We start from the raw sequence: 12,979 nt of genomic DNA, 5'->3' as shown, positions 1-12,979 counted from the left end.
CTAGTTATATGTGCGGCTACTGATTAAACAGTCAATTTAAATTCAACAGAACAATAATCTACTAGATTAGCCAACATTGTTTACATTTTTGTGTCCTACCGGGTAAGAATCAGGTTCCTGATCTTCGATCAAAAACCCATTCGTATGATGATCGTCGGCGATTTAAAATCGTATATCAATTACTTCCAGGCCTGGGCGGATGCTACGCCGGAAATCAAATTCTTCTGTTTCGGATCGGTCGAAAAGGGAATCGAGTTCGCCCGATCGCTGCCCGAATTCGATTATCCGTTTTGCTGGCTGGAACAGCCTGTTTTACAGCCGTCGGATAATGGCGCGGGCCACCTATGCCTTCGCTACTTTACCGGAATTTCCATTTTGATCAAAGCGCCCATCGATGAGCAAGAACAGCAAATCGACGCCTACGCCGAAAGCCTGGCCATCCTGATCGATTTGATGTCGAAACTGATGAAGGATAATAATCAGGCCTTGATTCACTTCGATTTGAATACGCTGAAACTGGAATCCATTAATCAGCTGTGGATCGATGCCCATTACGGCTTTCGGATGGAAGTTCAACTGGATCTTAACATCAACACGCGCTTATTCCGATGATCGATTATTTAGCCACCCAGACCTTTTTACCGGCCCGCCTGTCGATGAATCCCATCGTGGTCAACATCGAAGCCGCCGATCCGGATTTGTATCCGCTTCGGCGGGATCTTCGGTATTTTTGTACGGTGATGATTCCCGAATTCTATTTGTCCGGAACGTTCAAAGAATTGGTTCGCCTGGAAGCGGCCGAACAGCCACCCGTATCGGCCGGATCGGGTTTGTTATACCAGGGCGCTTTCTTCGAGATCCAGAACCAGCTGGATCCATTACTGGAGCGAACCGCGCCGGAATTCAATCAGTCGAAAATCTCTGTGGCCGATCGCCTGGCGATGCCGTACTATTGCATTCTGTCGATCGAAGATGATGGCGAAGAGATCTTCCGCGAAACCCAGCCCGTTCAGTACATCGTTAAAGCGGGTATTTCCGAAGTGGATTACGCCCAGTATAAGGATCAATTCTTTACTGAATTCATCGGCCTGAATCGCCGGTTTCTGACCTGGGCGGCCAATCCCAAAACCATCCAGGCCGATCAGCCCGAATTCCTGTACTTCCTAACCAATTTTACGCCATCGCCGGGTAAGATCCGGACGGTTTACCAGGCCCATTATAGCGATTTGACATCGGATGAAGGCGTTTCTGGCGAACTGGAAAACGTCTTTCCGTATACAGTCTACTGTGTGCCAGTCGGCCCGAAAGCCCTGGGCCTGGATCTGAAAGTAAAAGCGGTGACGTCGTATAAGGTTTGGCTGGTTAATGAAAACGATGAACGGATCAGCGAAAAGCGTGAATTCCTGATGGATCAGGAATATCGGCGGAATATTCGCTTTCTGATGTTTGCGAATAGCCTGGGCGGCTTCGATACGCTTTGCCTAACCGGCCAGGGCCAGGAAGGCCTAAAGTTGAACCGTTCGATCAGCGATCGCTTTAATGGCTGGGAGTTTTTGCCATCCTATTCGGAACGGGTGATCAATTCGGTTACGGGCGTTCGGGAACTGTCGGTGGCCACGGGCTGGCTTTCGGCGGATGGTCTTCGGTATTTGGAAGAACTCCAGCTGTCGAAGGAAGTCTACCTGGTGGCCGACCGGGCCATGATCCCGCTGGTGCCACTGGATGAAAAGCTAGTGCCGAAGGTCGATGATGAAGAATTGATCGGGCGGATGTTGCTGTTTGAATTCGGCAACGTCAGCCGTAATTTTTCCCAGCTTCCGGCCGTTTCGGCCCTATCCCAGCGGCCGACCGGCTGGCGGCCTAAAGCCACGGCTTGCCTGGTGGATGGCGATGGCAAACGAACCGGTTTGATGCAAGTATCCGTACTGGAAAAATATTGCCTGGACGATGATAAAAAGGTGGTGGGTGTTCCGCTGAAGGCCAACGTTCCCGGAACGGAAGGCTATCTTTCGCCAGTCGAATCGGCCAGCTGTCTCGCTTCGCCATTTGAAAATGTGCTAATTGAACAGGTGGGAACCTACCTTCGCCAAACCTGTCCGGCGGGCCAGTTTGGCGGCCCGGCCACGATCACCATTCCGGCCGCTGCTTACGGGAGCGAAGTCAGCCAGGCCGACGCCGACGCCAAAGCGGCCGACGCCTGGGCGCGGCTCAATACCCAGGCTTACGCCGATCTGAATGGAAGCTGTATATCCGGCCCTGAAAACTACACCTGGGCGGTGCCGGTGGGTTGCTTTCACTACCGATCGAATTCGCCGGTGAATTTTTACATTTATTACGATCAGCCACCAAAGGCGGGAAACCTGTGGGGAATGACGCCTGGCCCGAACGTGTATCCGATGAATACCAACGATTTAGATTTGCCATTGCAAACGCCGGGAATCTGGAAGTTTCTTTTGAAAAGCCCGTTGGGTGGCGGATACGGCGCGGTAAAAGTGTACGTGAATGGCGTATTGCGGTATACCTATCCGCTAATTCCGTATAATGCCAGTGGTGGTAAAAAGCTGTTTTTTACCGCTGGCCTGGATGGTGTTTCGGGCGATAAAGTGTATCTGGAATTCACCCACGGCGGATTTGTCTAAACATGGATATCAACGAGATTTATGACGACCTGGCGGATCTGGTTCAGGAAATCGCCAAAGATGCCATCGAACGCTTCCAGGAACACATTACGAAATACGGCCTGGTGCTAACCGATCAGCTGAAGCGGGATTTTCAGTATCACATCCTTCGTACGGCGACGACGCTGGCGCTTGAAATCGACTTCCGCCAGTACGGCCGGTTTAAGGATATGGCCCAGCTTCGGTATTCCCATAACGCGCCGGTGGATGCGATGGAATTCTTTGTGGAAAAGATCGGCCTGGATCGCTTCGCCTACGTAATGGGCTACAAAGGGAAGTCGGTTCCGACCGTTACCAATGCAGCCAGGCGAATCGCCTGGGCGATCAGTATCGGCCGCCGAAAGGTGCCATCGGTGAAGCGGGGCTACCGGGGAACGTGGTACAATGCCGGAAAAATGGAAATGATCAAACAGGCCCAAAAACAGTTAGGATCACGCTATTCCGAATTGATATCGCCGTACCTGGCCCGCAAATTTGAGGAAGATCACTAAAACCCCAAAACAGAACATTCTTTGGTGGCGTTCATAGAAAAACGTCGTCGACGAGCTGCTCGAGCGCCGGATCTGGCCCAGATCGGGCCGCTGCGGCCTGGTCGCCACCAAAGAATGTTCTGTTTTTTCGCGTTTGGAAGCAAGCGGTTTTGTGTCCTTTCGGGTACAATTCCGGTTTCGGATCTTCAGCCCGAACTTAAACGCTTTTAAAATGGCTTCGCGTAGAATTGAAGATCTGGATCCTGTACTGGCGTACGCCTTCGGCAAAGCGGAAGGCGAATGGAAAATTAAATTTGCGGCCTTCGCCCAGCCCTTTATTACGTGTACGTACCGGCCTCCAGCGGAACAAACCACTTTGTTCAATCAGCCCACGGATAAAAAGGATAATGATGGCGATGGGAAAATTGATGAAGCGGATGAACGGGTAACGAACGCCAGGGCGGGGCAATCGGCACACAATTTTTTACCGGCCCTGGCCTTCGATATCGCCTTTAGAAATCCGAACGGTTCGCTGGATTGGGATCCCGATATTTTCAAAGCCTTTTCTAATCTGGTGATGAAAACGCCGGGAATTGTTTGGGGTGGATCCTTCAAATCCATTAAAGACGCTCCGCACTTTGAGCGATCGGGCTGGGAACTGCTGGCCAAAAAATAGGGTAGAATAACGTCCTATGATTGAAAAATGCTTTCGGCGAAGTTCGTCGGAAGCATTTTTTTTTGATAGCCATGAACGACTTTGAAGTAAGTAGAATAAAGCTGCTGATCGATGGGGATGAAGGTGATGCCACCCTAAAAGAACTTCAGAAATCAGCCGCCGAAGTGAATAAAGAAATTCGGCGAATGAAGGAAGCGGGCGAAGAAGGAACCGAAGCTTGGAAGGAATTGAAAGTCCTTCAGGCCGATTTGAAAGCCGAGATTAAAGAATTTACCAGCGCCATCGATCTTTCTGATGCGTCCATGCGGGAATTAACCGCCCGAAGCCGCCAGCTGAACGCGGAACTGAAGGATCTGAAAGTGGGATCCGATGAATGGATCGACAAGATGAAGCAAGTCGATGGTGTGGATAACCGGATCCGCCAGGTGGGCCAGGAAATGGACGCCCTTCGTACCCATGTGGATCATGGTACGTCGGCCCTGGATCGAATGAAGGAAGGCTTCGCCAGTACGTTCGCGGCCTTCAGCCTGGAAAACATCATCGAAGAAGTGATCAGCTTCGGCAAAGAATCCATTTCATCGGCCGCCAAAATGTCGGATGCAATGGCTGATATCGCCAAAGCCACCGATCAGCCGATCGAGAAAGTGGAAGAACTGATGGAAGCCATCGATAAAATCGACACCCGTACCGCGGTGGAAGATCTGGCTGATATCGCCAAAGTGGCGGGCCAGTTGGGGATCGCCAAAGAGGACGTTTTAGGTTTTGTCGAATCGGTGGATAAAGCCGTGGTGGCCCTGGGCGATGAGTTTACGGGCGGGGCGGAAGAAGTCGCCAGTTCAATCGGTACGCTTCAGAAGTTATTTCGGGAAACGAAAGATATGAAAGCGGGCGAAGCGATCAACGATATCGGATCCGCTTTAAACGCCCTGGGCGCGGCCGGTTCGGCCACGGCTCCGGTGGTGGCCGACTTCACGGCCCGAATGGGTCAGCTGGGCAATTTAAGCCCGCAAATTTCCCAAACGATGGGCCTGGGCGCGGCCCTTCAGGAATTAGGCTTATCGGCCGAAATTGGCGCGGGTGGTTTGTCGAATATCCTATTAACGGCGGCTAAAGATACGGCCACGTTTGCGACCCAGCTGGGCATTACCGAAACCCAGATGAAGAACCTGATCAATACGAACCCGAACAAATTCCTGATGGATCTGGCGGTTAGTTTAAAAGGGGTTCCGGCTGATGAAGTAGCGAAACGACTTTCCGATATGGGAATCAAATCCCAGGAAGCAACGAAAGTTATGTCCCTGTTACGGGATCAGACCGAACTGGTTACGAAATATCAAAAGCTGGCTTCGGTGGAAATGGAGAAAGGAACCAGCCTAACCAAAGAGTTCAATACCAAAAACGAAACAGCGGCCGCCCAGATGGATAAAATGGGAAAAGAGGTGAAAAGCCTTTCGGTTGATTTCGGGAAAGCGTTGATTCCGGTGGTGCTGGCGGGCGGTTCGGCGCTGTTAACGTTTGTCAATACGATTCGGGCGGCTCCGTCATTTATCAATGATAATAAGGTGGCCTTCGGGGCGCTGGCGGTGGCCCTGGTGACGTTCAACGCCCAGGCGATTCTGGCCGAAGTAAATTCGCTTCGCCTGGCGGCCGCTGAAAAAGGGCGGGCCATTGTCACCAGTGCGGTAACGACGGCACAAACGGCGCTGAACGTGGTGATGAGCATGAACCCGATCGGTTTGGTGATTACCGCCGTGGCGCTGCTGGTGGCCGGGTTTAGCTTGCTGTACAATAATATCCAGCCACTTCGGGCGGGTATTGCGGGCGTCTGGGAAGCCCTGAAAACTGGTCTTCAACTGGTAAGTGATTTTGGAACGGCTCTGAAAAATCTGGACTTCGCCGGGGCGGCTAAAATCTGGAGTGGTGGCGGGGCGAAAATCGCCGAAGCCTACGGGAAAGGCTATTCGGATAAGATCAAATCCGAACAAGCTTTGATCGAATCGGATCACAAAAGCCATGTGGATAAAAAGGTGGCCACCAGCAAAACCGGGGGAACCCAGTCGGCCGCAGATGCGGCCCTGGCCAATAAGGGCGGCCTGGCCACGATGGCGACGGATAACGCGGGCTACCTGTCGAACGATCAGAAGATTCGCCAGGAGCATGAAAAACAGCAAGCCGAAGCTAAACGGAAAGCCAACCAGGAAGCTATCGACGCCACCACGAAAGCCAACATCGCGGCCATTGCTGACGAACAAACCCGAAAAATCGCCCAGCTGAAATTTGAACTGGATCAGGAAAAGCAGAAGATCCAGGAAAGCGTGGCGGATAAAAAGCTGAAGCTGGCCCAGTATGAAGCGGCCGATAAAGCGTACGAAACCGGGAAGGCGGCCATCGAAAAAGAGTATCGGGACAAGAAAACGAAGGAAGATCAGGACGCGGCCGATGCTCAGAAAAAGCTGCTGATCAGTATGATCACCGATGAGCACGAACGGAAGCTGGAAGAATTGCGGTTTCAATCGGCCCAGGCCATCGCCGAAGTAAACCGAACCATCACCGACGAAACCCGAAAAGCCACGGCGATCGATCTGATCAACAAAAAACTTTCCAGCGATATCCAGCTGGAAAATGACGCCCAGCGCCAGAAGGAAACCCAGAAGAATCAGGAAAAGCGGGAAAAAGAACTGGCCGGTGAACGCCAGCTTTTCGATTCCCAGTTCCAGGCGGCCGTGGCCAATGCGGATCTGAATCTATCGCTGGCGAAGAATAACGCCCAGGCCATTTATGATGCGAAGCTGGATCGGTTAAAAGCCGAATACGATTACAACAAACAAAAACTGGCCAACGAAGCGGCCGAAGAAAAAGCCAAAAACGCGGAACTGATCGCCGATACGGATCGACGCGCCCAGGCCGATAAAGCGATCGATGATCGGCTGAAGGCGGAACTGAAATCCAACGATATCCGGTACGAAGCGGAAAAAACAGCACTGGCGGCCGAGAAAACCGCCCAACGCCTGGAGAACCAGAAACAGTTCTTTTCGGCGGTGGAAGGGCTGATGAATGGCGATTTTACCGGCTTTATGAACATCCTGAATAAGAAGCTGGCCAATGAAGAAGCGAAGAACCAGAAAGCCCTTCAGGACTTCACCCAGAAAGGCCAAGAAACGCTTCAGGTGGCGGGCCAGGTGATCGGAGTACTTCAGCAATTAAACCAGAAGTATCTGGATAGCCAGGTGGCTAAAATCACCAAAGAGAAAAATACGCAACTTGCCGCCTGGAAAGACCAATATGATAAAGGGGTGATCAGCAAGGATCAGTACGATGAAAAAGTACTGGAATTGACGAAGGAAGCGGACGCCAAAATCAAGGAAGAAAAGCTGAAGGCCTGGAAACGGGAACAGGCGCTGAACATTACGATGGCGATCGTAAACGGTGCTCAGGCGGCTTTGAAATCGCTGGCCACCCTGGGCTGGCCGTTGGGTCTGATCGGTGTGGCCGGGGCGGCTGTGGCCACGGCGATCCAGGTGGCGATGATTAAAAAGCAATCGCCACCCACATTTAAAGATGGGGGCAAAATTGGCGCTGGCCACTTTAAAAATGCCGGGGTGCTTCAGGGCGGCCGCCACGGATCCCGGCCCGGTGAAGGCGGCATTTCGATGATTGATCGGGCGACTGGGATGGAAGTGGCTGAAGCGGAAGGTGGCGAACCTTTTATGGTTCTTTCCAGGGAAACCCGAAAGAACAATGGCCCGATGATCGATATGCTTTTAAACGCCAGTATGCACAAGAACGGGGCGAAAATCTTCAAGGATGGCGGCACGTACGGGGATTATGTTCCCAGAGCACCCGGCTGGAGAAAGTACGAATCGGGTGGGATTTCCTACAATGTGGATGATTTTCTATCCGACGGCGGTGGCGGTGGTGGAAGTGATTCGGGCGCTGATTATGGATCTTCAGGGAATGGATCAGCGGGCGCGGAATCGGCTTCGGCCAGCCTGGACGCCACAAATGAAGAAATCGCTAAAAGTCAGGCTATGATGGAAGCCATCGCCGACAACACGGAAGCGATGGTTTTGGGAATGGCGGAACTTCAGGATTTTTTCGCCGGGAAATTTACGGCGGGACTGGCGGCCCAGAATGATGAAACCCAAAAGATGATTTCCAGCCAGTTAATGATGATGCGGATGGTAATGGCCATGAATAGTGCATCTCTTTCTAGCCTGATCGATACCCAGCTGAATCGGCTGATCAAAGCCGAGCAAGGGGGGAACGACTACCTGGCGTTAACCATCCGGACGAAGCTGGATCAATTGGCGGGAATCGAAAACACGGCGAACGGCTACCTGGCCCGCATTGCTTCTAAAGATCTTAGCGTACAGACGTTTGTGAACGTCTTCAATAATATTAACGTGGTGGCCGGTGCCAGCAACTTAGTGTAATGTTTGATATCAGAATCGAAGGCTATTCGGTGGATCTGAATCCGGCCAGCCAGATCACCCTGGAAAAGTATAATCCGATCCTAGACTTTGCTACGGTGCAAGGGGCCAGAGTGAACAGTTTTTCCCTTCCGGATACGCCTTTAAATCGCCGGGTGTTGGGTTATTTCTATGATCCGCAAGCGGGTTATACGAACCGACGCTACTTCTGTGAAAAGTACGTCGATAGCCAGGTGATCGAACAAGGATATGTAAAAATCCAGCAATCGGCCGAAGGGGGGACAACGCTGTATTTTACGCAAAACCTGGGCGAAATATTCGGCGATCTGCAAGGGCTGGCGCTGTCGGAAATCGGTTTCGCTTCGCTGGCGCTGCCTGGTGCTCCGGTGGCGGCCGCCAATCACCTGGCCGATGCGTACTGTTTTCCATCGATCGAAAATCCCGGCTTTTACGGGAACCAGGCTTTTACTGGAGTAATGAACAAATACGATTCGGGAACGTCCACTTTTGCCGCCGAAGCCAGGGTTCCCCACTTCTTTCTTCGGTGGGTGCTGGAGCAATTTGGTTTAAAAACCGGCTGGCGCTTCCAGGGCGATTTTTTGGATGATCAGGATCTGGCGCGGCTGATCCTGGCGAATCTGTATTCGCTGGATGGCGCTTCGGCGATCTTTCCCGCTAATCACCTTCCGGATCTGACTTGTGGCGGCCTACTGATCGAGCTTCGGAAGCTGTTTAATCTGTATCTGGATTTCGACGTTCGGCGGAAAGTGGCCGATATCGGTTTCGTGGATGACATTCTGGTGGCTCCCTGTTTGCTGGACTGGACTACTAAAGCGGATCCTGGCCACACGAAAACGCCCGAAACCGTAAACCGCTTAGAATTAGGGTATGAACTCGATTCTAATGATGCCTTAATGAAGCCGATCCCGCCATTGATGGATAAGTACATCACGCCGGAAACGGTGGCCAACGAAGGCGGATCGGTGCTATCGATCCGATCCCGTTTATCGACCTACCTTAAGAATCCGGTTTCGGGCCTGGCCATGACCAGCCAGCCAGGGATCAGCCCGAATAACAAGGATAGCCAGAACAAAGGCGCTCCGAAGGTTTTGTTCTGGAATGGAATAGTAAGCGGCAAGCCCACGGCGACCCATACCAGCGGAACCCGAAGCCTGATCTGGAACGGGGCCAGTAATTTAGTGGATGCCGGTTATCGACGGTTTGAACGGTTTAAGGAATCGACGTTCCGATTAAACAAAGTGGTGTATTTGACGCCCGCCGATCTGGCCACCTTTAGCTTCCGGAATAAGGTTCACATCAAAGGCGTGAACTACCTGGTAGGATCGAAGAAAGTGGCGCTGATGAAGGATCAGAAAGTAATACCGGTAGAAATGGAACTGTGGCGGGTATAAAATATTAAGGCCTGGCGGGAATTTGCCAGGCCTTAACTTTAAATTAAATTTGCACTTATTGAATTTAAGGTTAGTTCAGCATTTGCCGGATCCAAAAATTCATGCCTATCTGAAAGTGAATATCTTATGGTTTGGTATCCATTGTTATCAACCTTTACATAAATGGTCAATCCTTTAGAAAGATCAACGCGAATAGTATCTCCTTCAATAAAACCAACATCTATAAAGTTCACTTTTTCTGGACCCCATGCAACAGGCATTTCTTCCAGTTTGATCAATTTTTCACGGATCACTTCTAACCTGTCCGCAATCGTATTAACAGCTTTCATAATACTATCATTAACTTTTATGTTATAAAAAATGGTTTTTGCCAATCTGGCAATGGATAGTACAAATATGTCCTAGTGTAAGTTCCACTATTAGAATGTATAAGTTAAATGGCCGTTTATTGTCGGCTAAAATTGTGTAAAGTAAATGCTTTTAAAACAGGGTAAAATTGTTAGATTTAATATTGAAAATGGGTTTAACCTAGCACCTGCCAAAATAGGGCTTAAACGTCTCAAATGATCTACGCTTATATACGGGTTTCAACGGATCGGCAGTCAGTCGAGAATCAACGCTTCGAGATATTGAAGGCCACGGACGCCAAAAAACAGCTGGTGGATGAATGGATCGAAGAAACGATATCAGGAACAAAGGCGGCTACGGATCGCAAGCTGGGCGAAATCCTGGAGCGAATGAAAAAAGGCGACGTTCTGTATGTAACGGAACTATCCAGGATCGGGCGTTCTCTGATGGAAATTATGTCGATCCTTCATACTTGCATGATGAAGGATGCGGTGGTGATTGCTATCAAAGAAGGATACGAACTTGGAAACACCATATCCAGTAAAGTCCTGGCGTTCGCCTTCAGCCTGTCGGCCGAGATTGAACGCCAGCTGGTCAGCCAACGGACAAAAGAAAGTCTGGAGAGAAAGAAAGCTGAAGGGCAGGTTTTAGGGCGGCCGGTAGGATCTCGATCGGTGGCCACCAAATTAACAGGGAAGGAAGAAGCGATTAGGGAACTGCTGAAGACTCAAGTGAGCCATTCAGCGATCGGCCGTATTTTAGGCGTGAATCGCCAGACAGTGGCGGATTTTATTAAAACTAGAAGCTTAAGTCAATAATATAGCACCGAAATATTTTAGACTTATAATTGGATTTTAGTGTTTTTTAACTTACAATTTTGACAATATATATTTATGGATAACCAACTACAGTCAATTTCTAGAATTTTTACAGAAAGATTATATAGGATTCCTGATTACCAAAGAGGCTATGCTTGGACTGAAAAACAGCTAAAAGACTTTTGGAATGATATTATTCAACTAGAAAATGATAAAAATCATTATGTAGGCGTTCTTACTTTAGAAAAAGTTCCTTTTGAAAATTTTGACAAGTGGGATGATGATAAATGGATTATTAAATCTAAAAGTTTTGAACCTTATTATATTGTCGATGGTCAGCAACGGCTTACTACAACTATTATTCTAATTCAGGCAATTACAGAAATAATAAGTCGAAAAGAGACATTGAATTATTCCACAAGTGATGAAATAAGAAAGCGATATATTTTTGATTCTAAAGATGGTGGGATATCAAGATCATATATTTTTGGTTATGAGAGAGATAACCCAAGTTATGAATTTCTAAAAACTAAAATTTTTCTTGAAAATTCAGGGCCATCTTATTTGAAAGAAGAAACGATATATACCCACAATCTTCTTTTTGCCAAAGATTTTTTTAAAGAAAAATTAAAAGAACTTAATAAAAGTGAAGTAGAGGTTGTTTTTAGAAAAATTACCCAAAATTTTTTGTATAATATATATTCTATAACATCTGATATTGATGTATTTGTTGCCTTCGAGACAATGAATAATAGAGGTAAACCACTTTCAAACTTGGAATTATTAAAGAATAGGTTAATATATATTTCTACAAAATTTGAAGTTGATGAAAGTGAAAAGGTGCAACTTAGGAAAAGGGTAAATGATTCGTGGAAAGCAGTGTATCATTATCTTGGTAGAAATAAAGAAAGACCACTCAAGGATGATTTTTTCTTAATGAATCATTATATGATATATTTTGGAAATGAAATTCCTAGTGATGCAAATCAAAGTTGGATGAGGCTCAGGCGGATACAAACCTTTTTTAGAGATAGATATGAAGAAAATTTACTTGAACATAAATTTAGTTTGAAAAATCTTAATTATGAAGGAGATAAAAAGCTTACAATCAATGATGTTAATAATTATATAGAAAGCTTACAAAAAAGTGTCGAAATTTGGTTCAATGTTTATAATCCTACTTTTACAAAGGATTATTCAGATGAAGAGAAGTTACTTTTAGACAAACTTTACAGGATTGGTATGCAACATTTTGCACCTTTACTACTTATTTGTTATTTAAAAAAGCCTCATAAATCGACGCGGATTAAATTACTAATTGCAATTGAAAGACTTTCATTTATTTTTATGTTATCTGAGTTTCGAATTTTGCCATCATTCTTTGAATTTAACAAATACACAATTCAAGTTGCTAAAGGAGATTTAACAGTAGTTGACTTAGAAAAGAAAATAAATGAGTATATAGAGGAAAAAATTAATCAAAAGGATTTTATAATTGAACTTAGAAAAAAATTTGGGGGTGAAGGGTTTTATGACTGGGCAGGAATAAGGTATTTCCTATTTGAATATGAATTGTCGATAAAAGATAAAAGTAAGACAAAAAGGACTAAAATCGATTGGTTGGAATACTCGAATGAGAAAGATGATTTCATAACTGTCGAGCACATATATCCGCAAACTCCAAAAGAAGATTGTTGGAAAAACTCTTTTAATATTTATACAATTAAGCAGAGGAGGATTTTAAATAACTCATTAGGGAACTTACTTCCTTTATCAAGACCAAAAAATTCAAGTTTGCAGAATAAATGCTTTCAAGAAAAGATTGATAATAGTCTTAATAAAGTGGGGTTTCGCTACGGTTCATATTCTGAAAATGAAGTAAGTAAATTAAGCGAGTGGAATCCCAAGGATATACTTGAAAGAGGTGTCAGATTATTAGAATTTGCAGAGCAAAGATGGCAAATTCCTCTTGGAGATTACGCGTCAAAAGTTCAAATCCTAAATTTGGAGTTTTTAAATCCCTAATTAATATATTCAAAAAGGGTAACTAATAAAAGCCCTATTTCAATTGGAAATTTATTAAAGTAATATGGGATTTGAAATGTTTGATTGGTAGAAATCATTTCAAAAAGAAGATGGCCCATAAA

The 12,979-nt window shown here is 47.1% G+C and carries 9 protein-coding genes; 8 read left to right on the top strand and 1 reads right to left on the bottom strand.

Translation table 11 applies throughout. The features are described 5' to 3' along the window. Positions 1–144 precede the first annotated feature (144 nt). The 6 genes from DUE52_RS11160 (at position 145) to DUE52_RS11135 (ending at position 9,666) form a co-directional block, all read left to right on the top strand. A complete protein-coding gene (locus tag DUE52_RS11160) occupies positions 145–612 on the top strand; it encodes a hypothetical protein (protein ID WP_114406092.1) in 468 nt (155 codons plus the stop codon). After that, a complete protein-coding gene (locus DUE52_RS11155; protein WP_114406091.1) occupies positions 609–2,639 on the top strand; it encodes a DUF5977 domain-containing protein in 2,031 nt (676 codons plus the stop codon). The genes DUE52_RS11160 and DUE52_RS11155 overlap by 4 nt, the downstream gene beginning before the upstream one ends. Before the next feature lie 2 nt (positions 2,640–2,641). Next, positions 2,642–3,169 (top strand): hypothetical protein, encoded by a 528-nt coding sequence (locus DUE52_RS11150; protein ID WP_114406090.1) that lies wholly within the window; start codon positions 2,642–2,644, stop codon positions 3,167–3,169. Positions 3,170–3,380: 211 nt separating this feature from the next. Continuing rightward, positions 3,381–3,824, top strand: a complete 444-nt coding sequence (locus tag DUE52_RS11145; protein ID WP_133299812.1) for a M15 family metallopeptidase — start codon at positions 3,381–3,383, stop codon at positions 3,822–3,824. A gap of 71 nt (positions 3,825–3,895) precedes the next feature. Next, positions 3,896–8,257, top strand: coding sequence for a phage tail tape measure protein (locus DUE52_RS11140; RefSeq protein ID WP_133299811.1), 4,362 nt, complete (start codon positions 3,896–3,898; stop codon positions 8,255–8,257). Next, entirely contained in the window at positions 8,257–9,666 is a 1,410-nt protein-coding gene (locus DUE52_RS11135; protein WP_114406087.1) for a hypothetical protein, read from the top strand. Before DUE52_RS11140 ends, DUE52_RS11135 begins: the two co-directional genes overlap by 1 nt. A 38-nt stretch (positions 9,667–9,704) precedes the next feature. On the opposite strand, the gene DUE52_RS11130 is transcribed toward DUE52_RS11135, so the two are convergent. Next, positions 9,705–10,040, bottom strand: coding sequence for a hypothetical protein (locus tag DUE52_RS11130; RefSeq protein ID WP_133299810.1), 336 nt, complete (start codon positions 10,038–10,040; stop codon positions 9,705–9,707). Between the two features lie 189 nt (positions 10,041–10,229). Here DUE52_RS11130 and DUE52_RS11125 point away from each other — a divergent pair, with 189 nt between their 5' ends. Next, positions 10,230–10,832: a master DNA invertase Mpi family serine-type recombinase gene (locus tag DUE52_RS11125; RefSeq protein WP_114406085.1), complete on the top strand. Its 603-nt coding sequence runs from the start codon at positions 10,230–10,232 to the stop codon at positions 10,830–10,832. A 75-nt stretch (positions 10,833–10,907) separates the two neighbouring features. Next, a complete protein-coding gene (locus DUE52_RS11120; RefSeq protein WP_114406084.1) occupies positions 10,908–12,857 on the top strand; it encodes a DUF262 domain-containing protein in 1,950 nt (649 codons plus the stop codon). Positions 12,858–12,979: the final 122 nt, after the last annotated feature.

Source organism: Larkinella punicea, assembly GCF_003334855.1.
GTDB lineage: Bacteria > Bacteroidota > Bacteroidia > Cytophagales > Spirosomataceae > Larkinella > Larkinella punicea.
This window is presented reverse-complemented; position numbering and strand designations above follow the sequence as displayed.